Below are 15,702 nucleotides of genomic sequence, written 5' to 3' on the forward strand. Positions count from 1 at the left end.
AGGAGTGCCTGATGGCTATCATCGACCGTACCGATCCTATCTTCCTGACCAATAACCAGCACGGCCAGCGCCCGGAACTCATGCTGTCCGCCGTGCTGCACCTGATGTCGCATTACACGGCCAGCGCCGGCGAAAGCGGAGCCTGCCTGAAGCTGGCCTCGGTCATCGAGCGCCATTTGAAAGCCCTGGCCAGCTTGCCGGAACTGGCGCCGGTGCTCAGCGCCACCTGCCAGCAGCTGTCCGAGCAATGGGCCGGCGTGGTCGAGCGCGCCATGCCGGTGCAGGAAAAACACAACTTCCTGGAACGGCTGATGGCCCGCTCGCGCAGCGGCGAACAGGCGGCGTGAGGCGGCGGCATGTGCGATAAACATCAAGCCAAAACCGGCGCCGGCGGCGCGCAGACTTCGCGCCGCCGGCGCCTGTGGGAACTGGGCCACGCCTGCCATTGCCCGCTGGTCGGCGTGGGCATGCCGCTGGCGGCGCTGCGCAAGCTGGTGGGCAAAATCACCGGCGGCGCCGTGGTGGCGGACGACTACGAAGTCCACGTCGGCGTGGTGACCGAATGCGGCGCCCGTAACCGCCTGTCCGAAGCCCTGCAGAAGGAGCTGGAGCGGCGCTACGCCGGTGTGCTGCTGCGCTTCAAGAGCGCCAAGGACAGCGCCGCCGTGGCCGCGCTGTGGCGCGCCGCCGTGGCCAACGGCGACGTGGCCGGCGCCTTCTGGGCCGGACTCACGCATGCGCGCTGCACGCCGGAGCTGGAGGAACAGATGTGCCGCGACCTGCACATGGTGCAGCACCAGGCCGGCGCCTGCGCGCGCGCCGACATCACGCGCTTCCATGCGGTACTGGAGGAAAACTCGCGCATGACGCGCGAACTGGCCCGTATGCAGCAGCGCAGCGCCGCCATGCAGCTGGAGCGCAACGCCGAACTGGACCAGCACGCCAGCCAGCTGATGCAACTGCGCGCCCAGCTGGTGGGCCGCGACAGCCTGGCCGACTCGCTGCGCCATGAACTGGAGCAGCTGCGCGCCTCGATTCCCGGCCTGGACACGCGCGACCGCCTGTCCCAGCGCCTGAGCCAGGTGGACGAGCGCGAGCGCGCGCTGCGCAACCAGCTGGCGGACCTGAAGCAGGAGCTGGCGCAAGCGCAGGCGGCGCTGGCCGCCGCGCAGGTCCCGGCCGGCGCCGCCGTCCACGCCCTTCCCCAGGCCGAGCGCGGCGCCGCGCAGCCGCTCACCGAACACGTGATCCGCATGCCGGAGCGGCTGGCCGACCGCAGCATCCTGTGCGTGGGCGGGCGCACCGGCAACGTGGCGACCTACCGCGCGCTGATCGAGCGCGTGGGCGCCCAGTTCGCCCACCATGACGGCGGCCTGGAGGACAACGCCAACCGCCTCGAAGCCAGCCTGGCCGCCGCCGACCTGGTGATCTGCCAGACCGGCTGCATCAGCCACAGCGCCTACTGGCGCGTGAAGGACTTCTGCAAGCGCACCGGCAAGCGCTGCGTATTCATCGACAACCCCAGCATCTCCAGCCTGGCGCGCGGCCTGGAAGAAGCCGACCTGGCCTGATTCTTCCGCGCATAAAAAAAACCCGCCGGTTCCTTTCGGGACCGGCGGGTTTTTTGTTTTCAATCTACATTAGAAGGTATAGGTACCGGTCATGTAGAAGGTGCGGCCCATAGGGTCAGCATAGCGTGGGTCGAAACCAACCTGGTGGCCGGACGAAGCGCGCAGCGAGAACGGCGGGTTGCGGTCGGCGATGTTTTTCACACCAGCGCGCAGGGCGATCTGCTTGTTGACCGACCATTTACCCTGCCAGTCGAAGGTCAGGTGCGATGGCACTTCCATGCGGAACTTCTCCAGCTTGTTGGTGCTCAGGTTGCGGCTTTCCGCTTCCGCATCGGTGTAGCCGTTGCGGTAGTTGGCGGTCAGCTGGTTCGAGAACGCACCGGTATCCAGCGTGGTGGTCAGACGGACGACATGGCGGAAAGACACCTTATCGTTGACGCCGAAGAAGTTCATGCTGTTCACCCACACGTTATCCGTACCCGGCGTGGTGTAGTCCGACTTGATCAGGTAGGTGCCATTCAGCGTGCTGGTCAGGTTACCGAATGCAAAGCGGTGACGGTAGGTGGTTTCCCAGTCAACACCTTGGTTGTGGGTCTGGCCGATGTTGATCGACAGGGTTTTCTTGGCCCAGTAGGTCTGGTTGTTGCCTGGATCCACGAAGGTGGTGAACAGGTCGCGGTACTTGACCGGATCGCCGAAGATCAGCGCTTCGCTCACGCTCGACACCGCATCTTTCAGCTTCACATCCCACAGGTCGGCCTGCACCGAGAAGGTCGAGGTCGGTTCGTAGCGGAAGCCAATCGTGAACTGCTTGGATTTTTCCGGCTTCAGGCTCTCGTTGCCACCCGACAGGACGTTGTACTGGCGCTTGCCAACCTGGCAGTAGTCCGCTTTTTCAGCCTTCAGGTTGGCAGGGCAATCCCACGACGATGCGGTGAAGCCTGCGGCCACCAGCGGCTGGCCGATGTCCAGCATGGAAGGCGCCTTGAAGCCGGTGCCGTAGGAACCGCGGGCCAGGAAGGACTGGCTAGGCTGCCAGCGTGCCGACAGCTTGTAGGTGCTGGAGGACTCTTTGCTGCCCATGTCGCGGTTGGCGATGGCGTTCTTGACCGCGTCGAAGGTGTCGTAACGGGCAGCCAGGCTCAGTTCAACAGTCTTGTGCACCGGTGCGCTCAGCTCGGTGAACACGCCATAGTTGGCACGTTCCAGATCGTAGGCCGGCGAAGCGCTGAAGCCGAAAATGTCCGAGCCGGTGGCGTGCGGGGTCTGCACGTAGTGGTAATTGCGGTAGTCGCCGCCCAGCGCGATGGCTGCAGGACCGCCCGGCAGCGCGAACAGTTCACGCGAAGCGCGGCCGTCGATGCCTTTCAGGGTGGTCGAAGCGTCGCGGATCGAACCCTTGTACACCGAGTTGGCGATCAGCTGCTTGGTGGCGTCGGATTGCGCGCCGATACCGAGGAAGGGGTCGAACTGGTTCTTGGCCAGCATGTCGCGGAATTCCGTGTTCTTCACGTAGCCGCCCACATAGCGCTCGTCGATCGCGTTTTGCGACCAGGTCAGGCCACCGCTCAGGTTCCAGGTGCTCAGTTCAGCTTCCGCGCCCAGCACGAAGTTTTTGGAATCGGTGATGGTCTGGCTGTCGCGGGTGCCCCAGTCGTAGGTGCGATAGCTGGCGGTGACGGCCTTGATATCGGCGTCCTGCGCTGCCGTCAGATATGGCTTGACATAGGTGTTGTACAGCGGCGAGCCCTTGGCGATCGATACCGACGCGGTGTTCGGTGCGATGCGCGCGGTCAGGTCCAGGCGCGAGTAGGCTGCCTCGGCGAACACGGTGATGTCTTCAGTGGCCTTGAAACTGGCTTTACCGAAGAAGCTGTCGCGCTTGCTCTCAGGCACGATCTCGATGGTCTGCACGAAGTCGAAGCCGCAGTTCTGCACCAGGGCGGTGTTGCTCAGGGCAACCTGGTTCATCGGTGCGCAGCTGCCGTTTTTCTTCAAGTAAGGATTGAAGCCGATCGGGTCGCTACCCACTTTGTTGAAGGTGGCCGACACGTTGGCAGGGATGGCTGCCGGGCTGGTGCGGTCGTAGATGTAGTTGGTGCCCTTGTTGCTGAACGGAACATAAGCGGTCGATGCGAAGTCGCGGTCGATTGCTTTGATCTGTTTGCGCTCGTCATGGCGGAACGACGCCATCACGTTGAAGCGGTCCTTGTTCAGGTCGCCGAAGCCATAGGTGGCGTTGATGTTGGACTGCGAGCCTGGGCTGCTGTCGCCCGGCTGGCTGTAGGAAGCTTCAATCGAGCCGCCTTGCAGGTTTTTCTTCAGGATGAAGTTGATCACGCCGGCGATGGCGTCCGAGCCGTACAGGGCCGAAGCGCCGTCGGTCAGGATCTCGACGCGCTCAACCGCGCCCAGTGGGATGGCGTTCAGGTTGATGGTGCTGCCCGAACCCTGCGGCGCGATGCGGCGGCCGTTCAGCAGCACCAGGGTGTAGTCCTCGCCGATATCATGGATCGATGCCGACACGCGGCCGCCCGAGTTGGTGCCGGCCGCGATGGCATCGATGGTGAAACCTTGCATTGCCGGCAGGGCCTGGATCAGCTCGGCAACGTTGGTGGCGCCGGACTTGGCGATCTGCTCTTGCGACAGGCGCTGCACTGGCAGTGCGCCTTCAACGGCGATGCGGCGAATGGCCGAACCGGTAATCTCAACCTTTTGGATTTGTTCCTGAGCAACGGAGTTGCCAGTCAGCGCGGCCGTACCGGCCAGGACTGCAAATGCCAAGCGCACCGAACGCGCGCCAATCTTCTCTTTCAAAACCATGCACAACTCCTGTCATCGTGGATCAAATGCAAGGCAAGCACGTGATGTGCTTGTATCTTTTCTTCACAAAAAGTTAACATCCTTGCCCTTGGAAGGCTCGATGATGTCACGCAACTGACACATTTACTATGAGCAAATCGCCATCCTGATTGTCAAAAAGTTACAAAATGCGTGATAATTGGAGATAATTCTGGTTCAGCACCCCAGAAACAAATTAAGTTTCGCCAATTCGACGGAAATCACGCTAATTTGTATGATTTCCGCAACATAGCCTGTAACTGTATCAATACACGTCACGCCGGTAGCGGCCTTGCGCAGCCAGCTCATCCAGCGCCGTCCGGCCCAGCAGCGTAGCCAGCGCCTGGTCCACGCCCGCCGCCATGCCGTCCAGGCTGCCGCACACATAAATCGCCGCGCCGTCCGCCACCCAGTCCCGCAATTGCGCGGCGCGGGCCGGCAGCAAATCCTGCACATAGCGCTGCGCCGCGCCGTCGCGCGACCAGGCCAGGTCCAGTCCAGGCAGCTGCCCGGACTGCCGCCAGGCGGCGATTTCGTCTCGGTAATGGTAGTCGTGGGCCTGCTGGCGCTCGCCGAACAGCAGCCAGTTGCGCACCTGGCCGGCGCCGGCGCGGGCGCGCAAATGCCCGCGCAAGCCGGCGATGCCGCTACCGTTGCCGATCAGAATCAGCGGCCTGCCGGCGTTGTCTTCCAGCCGGAAACGGCGGTGGGCGCGCAGCCGCAGCTGCACCGTCTCGCCCGGCTCGGCCTGCCTGCACAGCCAGCCCGAGGCGTGGCCATGGCTGCCGTCCCCATGCACATGCAGGCGCACCAGCAAATGCACCCGGCCGTCGGCCGGCACCGAGGCGATCGAATACTCGCGCGCCCGGGACGGGTCGGACGGCGGCGCCACCTGCACCAGGTCGCCCGCCTGCCACTCGGGCAGCGCGCCGTCCAGCGGCTCAAGCTCGAGATGGAAAATGGGCGCCCCGGCGCTGCCCTCGTTGAGCTGGCGGCGCTCGGCCAGGCGCCAGCCGCCGAAGGCCGGCGCGCTCCAGTCCGGCGCGTCGCTGGTGCCGGCCAGGTGGCTCAATTGCAGGCGCCACGCCGCGATCGCCGGTTCGGCGTTGCAGTTGACCTCGATGCGCTCGAACAGGCTGCTGGCGCCCTGCTCCCGCAGCCACTGGTCAAGCGCGCGGCCAAAGCCGCAATAATTGATGTAGGACATGTCACCCAGCGCCAGCACCGCGTAATGCAGGCGCGGCAGCGGCAGGCTCAGCGTCATGATGCGGCTGGCGAAGGCCGCCGCCGCATCGGGCGCATCGCCCTCGCCGTAGGTGCTGACCAGGAACAGGATGCGCTCGGCCTCGGCCAGGTCGCGCTGTTTCAGTGCGGACAACTCGCACAGCCGCGCCGGAATGCCGGCCAGGCGCAGCGTTTCCAGCGTCTGCCCGGCCAGTTCCTCGGCGCAGCCGGTCTGGCTGGCGTAGGCCACGATCCAGCCCGGCGCCAGCGCTGCGGCGGCCTGTCCGGCCGCGCCGGCCCGGCGCTTGCGGCGCAGGCGCAGCCAGGGCGCCATGCACACCAGGCCGTAGACCATGAAACAGCCCGCCGTCAGGGCCAGGCGCAAGGGATCGTTGGTCAGTATCATTGCTGTCAGTCTTGTTCTTCGTCCAGCATGCCGCGCATGGGGCCGCTGAGGTGTTCGGTATAGCCAACTGCGCCGCCATCCTGGCGCACCACAAAGCGCGCCGCCAGGCCCAACCGGTCCGCCAGGGCCATGCCTTGTTCCAGGCCCAGCACGGTGAGCGCGGTGGACCAGGCGTCCGCCGCCATGCAGTGCGGATGCACCACCGTGACGGCGGCCAGCTGGTTGGCGATGGGGGCGGCGCTGCGCGGATCGATGGTGTGCGCAAAGCGCGTGCCGTCCTGCAGGAAATAGCGCCGGTAGTCGCCCGAGGTAGCCACCGACAAGCCATGCAGCGCCAGCGCGATCTGGGGCAACGGCTCGGGCTGCGGCTCGGCCTGTGGCACGGCGGGCGGCTGCGCGGCAGGCGGCTGTTCCAGCGCCACCCACCACGGCTGGCCGTCCGGCTTCATGCCCGCGCCGCGCAGCTCGCCGCCCACCTCCACCAGGAAGTGGCGCCAGCCTTGCGCCAGCAGGCTGTGGGCCAGCCGGTCCACGCTGTAGCCCTTGGCTACGGCCGACAGGTCCAGCTGTAGTCCGCCCGGCTGCAGCGCCCGCCCGCCGCCATGCGGCACCGGCCCCGGCTCCAGACGCAGCACTTGCGCAGCGCGTTCGGCGCGCAGCGCGGCGATGCGTGCGGCGTCCGGCGCCACGAAACCCGGCTGGTCGTGCCGGCCGGCGGGGCCGAAGCCCCAGGCGTTGACGATGGCGCCGGCACAAGGGTCGTAGGCGCCGCCGGACTCGCGCGCCACCTGCATGGCAAAGGACAGCACGTCGAAAAAGGCTGGCGGCAGCGCCTGCCAGCTGCCCGGCGCGGCGCGGTTGAAGCGGCCCAGGTCGGAACCGGCTTCCCAGTGGCTCATTTCGGCCACCACGCGGTCGAGCTGCTGCTGGAGCTGCTGCTGGAGCGCCTGCGGCACGCCCTTGTCCGCCACCAGCACCGACCAGCTGGTGCCCATGCTCAGGCCGCCAAAACTATGGATGGCGGCGCCGTCGGGCGGGGCAAGCTCGGAAATCTGGTGCGGTATCAGTGTCAGGCGCATAGGAAAACGGCGGGTCTGCGGCCCGCCTGCGATAGCGGCGCGCCGGCAAGCTCGGCCGGCGCGCGCGGATGAGGGCAATCCTGCCTTATTGCGGCAGCACTTCCACGGTGGCGCCGTAGGTGGCGCGGCGCGGCGGCATTTGCGGCGGCTGGCCGGGCGCAGGCGCGGCGGCGGCCGGCCAGCTGGCGCTCACCAGGTACATATTCGCCGCCGGCAGCGTGAAGGTGATTTCGCCCTTGGCGTCGGTGGTGTGGCGCACCTCGCCCAGGGTGCCGCGGTATTTCACGCCGCCCGGTATCAGACTGAAGGCCTGGTTGGCGGCCGGCTTGCCGTCCAGCAGGAAGCGCCAGGTGGCCTTCTCGCCCGCGCGCAGATCGTTCGGATGCGTCACCGGCACCAGTTCCAGGCCCACGCCGGTCGGCTTGAAGACCGCCGTGTCCGTCTCAGTGGCGGACACAAAGGTTTCCAGGCGGCTGGCGGTGCGCGTCAGCTTGACTTCCTGCGCGTCGGCCGGCACGTCCTTGGCCAGGCTTTCCTCGCTACCACGGAAGCGCTTCATCTCGCCGTTCAGCTTGTAGCTGCCCATCACGCTCTGCTGCACCAGCGCGATCTTGTAGGTGCCCGGCTTGCTCATCTTGACGTCGAAGGTGCTGCGCAGGCGGCCGGTGCTGGCGTTCTGCAGGTCCACCTTGGCGCCGTCCGGGCCGGTCACCACGACGGCGTCCAGCTTCAGCGGCTGGTGGTCGATATCGAACAGGCCTTCGGAGATGGCGGCGTCCACCGTCACCCAGGCGTCCTTGGCGTCGACCAGCGAGGACGAAGGCAGCAGCCAGGGCTTGTGGGCATAGGCGTTCAGGGCCAGGCCGGCCAGCGCGGCGGCCAGCAGCAATTTTGTGGTTTTCATCTTGGGCTGCCTTTATTTGAGTTGAACGGCGACGGCGCCGACTTCTTCCTTGCCTTTGGCGCTGGCCACCTGGGCGGCTTTCAGCGGCCAGGTCAGCGGCACCTTCACCACTTCCCGTCCGCCCGCTTCGCGCGCCACTTCCACCAGCAGGTTGTACTGGCCGGCCGGCAGCTTGTCCAGGCCGTCCCTGGACAGCGGGAAGCTCAGCGTGTGCTCGCCCGGCGACTTGGTGGCGCCGCTTACGCCGTCCATCGGCATGGCCAGGTCGCGGCCGCTCTTGCGCCACCACTGGCGCATATCCTTGAGCCACTTGGTGCCGGCGTTGTCCTTCTTCTTGGTGTCGTACAGCACCGCCAGGTTGGCCACCACTTTCTGGTCCGCATTCTCCAGCCAGGCCGCGATATATGGGCGGTGGTACTCCGCCACGTTCAGTTGCGGGATTTCCAGCTTGAGGGCCAGGTCGGCCGCCATGGCCTGGGCGCTGAGCAGGGGGATGGCGGCAGCGATGGAGTAGCGTAATTTCATGAGTTGCCTTTTTAATGGATGAACAGCAATGCAATGACAAAGGGAATCAGGATGCCCAGCCCGACCATGGGCCAGGTGAACGGCCGGTTGGCGGCGTGGAATTTCAATATCAGCAGGCCGGTGATGCAGAACACCAGGCAGGCGGCGGCAAAGATGTCGATAAACCAGTTCCAGGCCGCGCCGGTGTTGCGCCCCTTGTGCACGTCGTTCAGCCAGGACACCCAGCCACGGTCGGTATGCTCGAATTCGGCGGCGCCGTCCTCCAGGCCGATGCGCACCCAGGCGTCGCCGCCGGCCTTGGGCAGCGGCAGGTAGACCTCGTCCAGCGACCATTCGGCGCTGCGCCCGCCCGCCTTCAGCGACCAGGTGTCGCGCAGCCAGCGCTCGGCGCTCTCCGGCAGCGGCGCCTTGTCGCCGTCGTGCGCGGCGGCGAACTTCTTCAGTTCGGCGGCCAGCGCGGCAGGCGCCTCGGCCTGCTTGCGCACCACGCTGGGCTTGGCTTCGATCTGCGCCGCGTGATTCAGCGTGATGCCGGTGATGCTGAACAAAAACATGCCCAGCAGGCACAGCGCGGAGCTGATCCAATGCCACTGGTGCAGCGTCTTCAGCCACAAGGCTCGGCCGGCATTCGGGGAAGCGCTCACGAGAATACTTTCTTGATAGGGTAGGTCATCGAGTTGAGAATGGTAATGATTATCATTTGCGAAGTCAATCGGCTAGGGCAATTGTTACATTACGATATTTTTCTTTGCAGCACACATACAAAAATGCCCGGCGCCAATGACTTGGCGCCGGGCACTCTGTAAGGATGGTTGGTGTTATTGCCGTGCAGACTTAACGACCGCCCTTGCTGCCGCCCTGGCTGCTGCCTTGGTTGCTGCCTTGGCTACCGCCCTGGTTGCCGCCCCGGCTGCTGCCTTCATTGCCGCCCTGGCCGCCACTGCGCGAGCCGGAGCTGGCCGAGCTGCTCTGGCTGTTCTGGTCGTTCTTGTGGCTCATGCTGCCGGCGCGGCGCGCTTCTTCGGAAGTGAACTCGTGCGCCGTGCCTTTTTCGTGGGCTGCGCGCCCGCCTTCGGCGGCGATTTCACGCTGGCGCTGCGGATCCATGGACGCGAAGCCACGGCTGCTGGTGTCGCCGCTCTGCTTGCTGCTGGACTGCGTACCGCCCTGCTTGCTGCCGCTGCTTGCACTGCTGCTTGCGCTGCTGCCTTTGTTGTCCTGCCCTTTGCCTTGATTGCTAGCCATGGTGAGTCTCCTGTCGTGGATAGAGAAACTCATGGTAGTGCATCGATTTCGCAGCGCCCATAGGACACTTGCAAGACAAGGCGTAGGAACAGTCCCGCATTTCGTGACCGAGTTTTGCTTACCTTCCAGCGTTCAACATTGCGTGCGGCAGCACCTTGTCGCCCGCCACCAGGTACAGCTTGTCGTCGCCGGCAAGCCGCAGCGCATGGCCTCCGGTGAAGGCGCCGAACGAGGGCAGGATGGCGCGCCGCCCGCCAGCCACGAAGCAAGGCAGGCGCAGCGCATCGCGCCCCGCCGCGAGATGGAACACCGGGTGCACATGGCCCGCCAGTACATAGCCCGGCGCATCCAGTTCCGGATGGTGGCAAAACTGAAACGGCGCCAGCGCAAACGGTTCGTCGGCCACCGCTATGCCCAGCGCCTCCGGCGGATCGCCCGCGTGCAGGTCGTGGTTGCCGCGCACCAGCGTCAGGCGCAGCGCCGGATGCCGCCCGCGCCAGCTCGCCAGCTCCGCCAGCGTGGCCGGCGCGCGCGCCGCCTTGGCGTGCAGGAAGTCGCCGAGGAAAACCAGGTGCGCCACGCCGTGCGCTGCCAGCAGCCGGTCCAGCCTCTCCAGGTTGTCCGCCGTGGTGCCGCCCGGCACAGGCACGCCCAGCGCGCGGAAAGCCGCCGCCTTGCCGAAATGAATATCGGCCACCGCCAGCAACCGCAGGCGCGGCCAGAACAAGGCCTTCTCCGGCAGCAGCAAAACCGTCTCGCCGGCCAGCTCGATGGCGCAGGCGCCGTCTGCGATGGGCGTGATGTGCGCGCTCATGGCCCGGCCGCCTTTTCCAGCTCGCGCAGCATGCGCGCCACGCGGTCCGACAGCTTCTCCGTGCTGAGTTTTTCGCGGAAGCGCTCCACCATCAGCCCGAAGCCGAACGGCGTGGCGCGCTTCACCTCGTGCAGGGACAGGCTGCGCCGCTGCAGCTCCAGCAAGGCCGCGCGCAGGCGCTCCAGTTCGAGCTCCTGTTCCAGCACTTCGCGCTGCGCCTGCGTCAGCAGCAAATTGGCCGCGTCGTGCTTGCGGAAGACCTCGAAAAACAGCGAAGACGAAGCCTGCAATTGGCGCGCGCTTTTGGGCTGGCCCGGATAGCCCTGGAACACCAGCCCCGCGATGCGCGCAATTTCCCGGAAGCGGCGCTGCGACAGCTCGGTGGCGTTCAGGCTGGCCAGCACGTCCTCCAGCAGATCACTGGTGCTGAACAGCGGCGTGCAACCGTCCTGGCCTGCATCGAGCAGCGCGCGCCAGTCGGGCGCCCCCTCCCCGTCCGCCGCCAGCAGCTCAAGGCCGTAATCGTTGACCGCAATCGAGAAAGTGGCCGGCTGCGTGCGCGCCACGCGCCAGGCCAGCAGCGAGGCCAGTCCCAGGTGCACCGCGCGGCCCGCAAAGGGATACAGGAACAAGTGCCGCCCCTCGCGGCTTTGCATGCACTCGGCCAGCGTGGCGTCCGGCGCCGGCAAGGCGGACCAACGCTGCTGCACCTCCAGCAGCGGACGCACGGCGGCCATCTCCGGCCCCGCATAGCGGCCTTGCGCGGCCTCCCGCAGCTGTTCCAGCACCGCATGCGCCAGCTCGGACGACAGCGGCATCTTGCCGCCCTGCCAGCGCGGCACGGCGCCCTTGCCGCCGGTGGCGCGCCGCACGTAGGCCGTCATCTCGTGGACCCGCACGAATTCCAGTATGCGCCCGCCGAACAGGAAATGGTCGCCCTTGCGCAGCCGCGAAATAAAGGATTCCTCCACGGTGCCGATGCGCCCGCCGTTCATGAACTTGACCTGGATGCTGGCCTCGGAAACGATGGTGCCTATGCCCATGCGGTGGCGGCGCGCGATGGCGGCGTCCGGCACGCGGTACACGCCGTCCCCGTCCGGCAGCACGCGGCGGTATTCGGGATAGACGGTCAGGCTTTGCCCGCCACGCGCCACGAAGTCCAGCGCCCATTGCCACTCCTGCTCCGTCAGGCTGCGGTAGGACCATGCGCCGCGCACCTCCGCCAGCAGCTCGTCCGAACGGAAGCCGCCGCCGGCCGCGATGGTGACGAGGTGCTGCACCAGCACGTCCAGCGGCTTGTCCGGCGCGGCGCGCGATTCGATGCGCCGCAACGCCACGGCCTGGCGCGCGCCGGCCGCCTCCAGCAGCTCCAGGCTGTGCGTAGGCACCAGGGTGACGCGCGAGGCGCGGCCGGGCGCATGGCCGGAACGCCCGGCGCGCTGCAGCAGCCGCGCCACGCCCTTGGCGCTGCCGATCTGCAGCACGCGTTCGACCGGCAGGAAGTCCACGCCGAGATCCAGGCTGGAGGTGCACACCACGGCTTTCAGCGCGCCGCTTTTCAGGCCCTGCTCCACCCACGCGCGCACCTCCCTGTCCAGCGAGCCGTGGTGCAGCGCGATCAAACCGGCCCAGTCGGGGCGGGCGTCCAGCAGGTTCTGGTACCACAGCTCGGACTGCGAACGCGTGTTGGTGAACACCAGCGTGGTGGCGTGCCGTTCGATCTCGGCGATCACCGGCTGCAGCATCTGCATGCCGAGGTGGCCGGCCCAGGGAAAGCGCGACGGGTGGTCCGGAATCAGGGTGTCGATCAGCAGCTCCTTGCGCACATGGCCTTCCACCAGCACGCCCTGCCCCTCGCCGAGCAGCACGTCCCTGGCCCGCTCCAGCTGGCCCAGCGTGGCCGACAGGCCCCACACCGGCAGGTCCGGATTCCACTTGCGCAGCCGCGCCAGCGCAAGCTGGGTTTGCACGCCGCGTTTGTTGCCCATCAGTTCGTGCCATTCGTCGATCACCACCATGTCCAGCAGGGCGAAGTGCTGCTCGGCGTCCGGCTTGCTGAGCATCAGGGTCAGGGATTCGGGCGTGGTGACCAGGGCGTCCGGCAGGCGCCTGGCCTGGCGGGCGCGCTCGGCGGACGCGGTATCGCCGGTGCGGGCGGCGACGGTCCAGCCGGGGGCCAGCTCGGCGGCGGAGGATTCCAGCGTGCGCAGCGTGTCGGCGGCCAGGGCGCGCATGGGCGTGATCCACAGCACGCGCAGGCCAGCCTTGCGGCGCGGCGCCTGTGCGCCCGCGCGCAGCAAGGCCGCGAACCAGACCGCGTAAGTCTTGCCCGAGCCTGTCGTTGCATGCAGCAGGCCCGATGCGCCGGCCAGCGCGGCGCGCCAGACCTCGCGCTGAAAGGGAAACACAGCCCAGCCCCGGGCGGCGAACCACGCGTCCACCTGCGCCGCGCCCGGGCCGCTCATGCCGCGCCGGCCAGCAGGCCCTTGAGCGTTTCCAGCGTATCGGCATCGTCCACGGTCTTGTCGTCGCGGCGGCGCAGGATGCGCGGGAAGCGCACGGCAATGCCCGACTTGTGGCGCGGCGACAGCGCAATGCCTTCGAAGCCGATCTCGAACACCATGCTGGGCTTCACGCTGCGCACCGGCCCGAATTTTTCTATCGTGGTGCGGCGGATGGCGTTGTCGACCTGCGCGATCTCCGCGTCCGTCAGCCCCGAATACGCTTTCGCGAACGGCACCAGCTGGCGTCCATCTTCCTCGCCGTCCCACACTGCGAAGGTGTAGTCCGTGTACAGCGACGCGCGGCGCCCATGGCCGGCCTGCGCATAGATCAGCACCGCGTCCACCGAATAGGGATCGATCTTCCACTTCCACCACGTGCCCACATCCTTGGTGCGGCCCACGCCGTACTGCGCGGACGCCGCCTTCAGCATCAATCCCTCCACGCCGCGCGCGCGCGACTCGGCGCGGATGCCGGCCAGCTGTTCCCAGCTCTGCGCCTGCACCAGCGGCGACAGGCGCAAGGCCGGCAGCGCCAGCGCGGCCACCAGCCCTTCCAGCATGGCGCGCCGCTCGCGCTGCGGCAGCGCGCGCAGGTCGGCGCCGTCCTGCTCCAGCAGATCGTAAGCCAGCAGCACGGCCGGCAGCTCGCCCAGCATGCGGGCCGACAGGGTCTTGCGCGCGATGCGCTTTTGCAGGTCGGCGAAGGGAGCTGGCGCGTCGGCGCCGCGCCAGACCAGGATTTCGCCGTCGATCACCGTGCCTTCCGGCAGGGCCAGCGCGGCCAGCTCGGGAAAGCGGTCCGTGATCAGTTCCTCGCCGCGCGACCACAGCCAGTTCTTCCCTTCCCGGCACACCAGCTGCGCGCGCATGCCGTCGTACTTCCACTCGGCCTGCCAGTCTTCCAGCGCCCCCAGCGACTCGGGCGCGGCCTGCAGCTGGTGCGCCAGGAAGAAGGGATAGGGCTGGCCGCCGCGCTGCGCATGCTCGTCCGCCGACTGCGCGCTGACCAGCTGCAGAAAGCCCTGCGCCGTGGGGCTGACGCGGCCGTCGGTCCAGCCCATCAGCCGCTGCGCGATCACTTTGCCGTCCACCGCCGCGATGGCGCTCAGCGCGCGCGTGACCAGCAGGCGCGACACGCCGACGCGGAAGCCGCCGCCTATCAGCTTGGACAGCAGGAAGCGTTCGCGCGTTTCCAGTTCGTCCCAATAGCGGAACAAGGCCTCGCGTATGGTTTCCGGCGCCGCCCCGCGCAGCGGCGCAATGCGCTGCTCCACCCATTCCGCCAGGCCCGCGTCGCTGCGCCGGCTGGGCGCGGGCAGAATGTGCGCGATGGTCTCGGCCAGGTCGCCCACCGCGTGGTAGCACTCGTCGAACAGCCACTCGTCCAGGCCGGCGAACTCGGTGGCGTACTGGCGCAGCAGCTTGACCGGCACCGCCTGGCGCGGCTTGCCGCCCGCCAGGAAATACACCGCCCACGCCGCGTTCTCCGGCGCCGCGCTGGCGAAAAAAGCCTGCAGCGCATCGAGCTTGCGGCTGGTGGACGTGGTCTCGTCCAGTTCGGCGTAGAGACGGGCGAATTCACGCATGCGGCACCTCGCCCTCCTCCGCTTCGTCGTCGCCGTATTCGGTGTCGAAGCCGCTGGCGTCCAGGCCGTTCTGGCACAGCCAGCGCACCATCACCGGTATGGAGCCATGCGTGACGATGACGCGCTGCGCGCCGGTGGCCTTGATGGCGGACATCAGTCCCGGCCAGTCCGCGTGGTCCGACAGCACAAAGCCCCGGTCCACGCCGCGCCGGCGGCGCGCGCCGCGCAGCAGCATCCAGCCGCTGGCGAAGGCGTCGCTGTAGTCGCCGAAGCGCTTGATCCACGGCGAGCCCGCCGCCGACGGCGGCGCCAGCACAATGGCGCGGCGCAGCTCCGCCTTGTCCACTTCCGTCACCATGCGCGTCTCCGGCAGCGCCACGCCGGCCGCGCGGTACACGCGGTTCAGCGGCTCCACCGCGCCGTGGCAGACGATGGGGCCGATGGACGGATCGAGCCCGCTCAGCATGCGCTGCGCCTTGCCGAAGGAATAGCCCAGCAGCACGCTGGCGCGGCCCTGCTCCGCGTTGCGCGCCCACCAGGCGTTGATGTCGGCGTAGACCTGCTCCTGCGGCTGCCAGCGGTAGATGGGCAGGCCGAAGGTGGACTCGGTGATGAAGGTGTCGCAGCGCACCGGCTCGAACGGCGCGCAGGTGGCGTCCGCCTCCACCTTGTAGTCGCCGGAAGCCACCCACACCTCGCCGCGGTGCGCCATGCGCACCTGCGCCGAGCCAAGCACATGGCCGGCCGGATGCAGCGAGATGCGCACGCCGTTGTGCTCCACTTCCGTGCCGTAGTCCAGGCCCTGCACATTGATCTCGCCCAGGCGCGACTTGAGAATGTTCACGCCGGGCGCGGCGGCCAGGTAGTGGCCGTGGCCCTGGCGTGCGTGGTCGGAATGCGCGTGCGTGATGACGGCCCTGGCCACCGGCCGCCACGGGTCGATGTAGAAATCGCCGGGCACGCAGTACAGGCCCTCCTTGCGCACTACCACCATGTCGGACAT

The 15,702-nt window shown here is 67.3% G+C and carries 13 protein-coding genes; 2 read left to right on the forward strand and 11 right to left on the reverse strand.

The window, feature by feature from the left end; all coding sequences use genetic code 11:
- Positions 1–11 precede the first annotated feature (11 nt).
- Positions 12–347, forward strand: a complete 336-nt coding sequence (locus KT882_RS24310; protein WP_228893512.1) for a hypothetical protein — start codon at positions 12–14, stop codon at positions 345–347.
- 9 nt (positions 348–356) lie between these two features.
- Complete coding sequence (locus tag KT882_RS24315) at positions 357–1,571, forward strand: DUF2325 domain-containing protein (RefSeq protein ID WP_228893513.1); 1,215 nt, start codon at positions 357–359, stop codon at positions 1,569–1,571.
- Between the two features lie 69 nt (positions 1,572–1,640).
- Here KT882_RS24315 and KT882_RS24320 read toward each other — a convergent pair whose 3' ends face one another.
- The 11 genes from KT882_RS24320 to KT882_RS24370 all read right to left on the reverse strand — a co-directional run bounded on the left by KT882_RS24320 (position 1,641) and on the right by KT882_RS24370 (position 15,702).
- The gene (locus KT882_RS24320; protein WP_228893514.1) at positions 1,641–4,394 is read right to left on the reverse strand and encodes a TonB-dependent receptor; all 2,754 of its coding nucleotides are present in this window, start codon (positions 4,392–4,394) and stop codon (positions 1,641–1,643) included.
- Positions 4,395–4,677: 283 nt separating this feature from the next.
- Entirely contained in the window at positions 4,678–6,042 is a 1,365-nt protein-coding gene (locus KT882_RS24325) for a sulfite reductase subunit alpha (protein WP_161072681.1), read from the reverse strand.
- Positions 6,043–6,047: 5 nt separating this feature from the next.
- Complete coding sequence (locus KT882_RS24330) at positions 6,048–7,121, reverse strand: FAD:protein FMN transferase (RefSeq protein ID WP_228893515.1); 1,074 nt, start codon at positions 7,119–7,121, stop codon at positions 6,048–6,050.
- 85 nt (positions 7,122–7,206) lie between these two features.
- Entirely contained in the window at positions 7,207–8,025 is an 819-nt protein-coding gene (locus tag KT882_RS24335; protein ID WP_228893516.1) for a DUF4198 domain-containing protein, read from the reverse strand.
- A gap of 12 nt (positions 8,026–8,037) precedes the next feature.
- Positions 8,038–8,550: a DUF2271 domain-containing protein gene (locus KT882_RS24340; protein WP_161072684.1), complete on the reverse strand. Its 513-nt coding sequence runs from the start codon at positions 8,548–8,550 to the stop codon at positions 8,038–8,040.
- Between the two features lie 11 nt (positions 8,551–8,561).
- Positions 8,562–9,194 (reverse strand): PepSY-associated TM helix domain-containing protein, encoded by a 633-nt coding sequence (locus tag KT882_RS24345; protein ID WP_371869358.1) that lies wholly within the window; start codon positions 9,192–9,194, stop codon positions 8,562–8,564.
- Positions 9,195–9,384: 190 nt separating this feature from the next.
- Positions 9,385–9,795, reverse strand: a complete 411-nt coding sequence (locus KT882_RS24350; RefSeq protein WP_161072685.1) for a KGG domain-containing protein — start codon at positions 9,793–9,795, stop codon at positions 9,385–9,387.
- Between the two features lie 118 nt (positions 9,796–9,913).
- Positions 9,914–10,609: a ligase-associated DNA damage response endonuclease PdeM gene (gene pdeM, locus KT882_RS24355; protein WP_228893517.1), complete on the reverse strand. Its 696-nt coding sequence runs from the start codon at positions 10,607–10,609 to the stop codon at positions 9,914–9,916.
- Positions 10,606–13,074: a ligase-associated DNA damage response DEXH box helicase gene (locus KT882_RS24360; RefSeq protein ID WP_228893518.1), complete on the reverse strand. Its 2,469-nt coding sequence runs from the start codon at positions 13,072–13,074 to the stop codon at positions 10,606–10,608. The genes pdeM and KT882_RS24360 overlap by 4 nt, the downstream gene beginning before the upstream one ends.
- A complete protein-coding gene (locus tag KT882_RS24365) occupies positions 13,071–14,699 on the reverse strand; it encodes an ATP-dependent DNA ligase (protein WP_228893519.1) in 1,629 nt (542 codons plus the stop codon). The genes KT882_RS24360 and KT882_RS24365 overlap by 4 nt, the downstream gene beginning before the upstream one ends.
- Positions 14,692–15,702 carry a ligase-associated DNA damage response exonuclease gene (locus KT882_RS24370; RefSeq protein WP_161072689.1) on the reverse strand — a complete coding sequence of 337 codons (1,011 nt, stop codon included), beginning with the start codon at positions 15,700–15,702 and terminating at the stop codon, positions 14,692–14,694. The genes KT882_RS24365 and KT882_RS24370 overlap by 8 nt, the downstream gene beginning before the upstream one ends.

The sequence above is a fragment of the Pseudoduganella aquatica genome (assembly GCF_020865585.1).
Lineage (GTDB): Bacteria > Pseudomonadota > Gammaproteobacteria > Burkholderiales > Burkholderiaceae_D > Rugamonas > Rugamonas aquatica_A.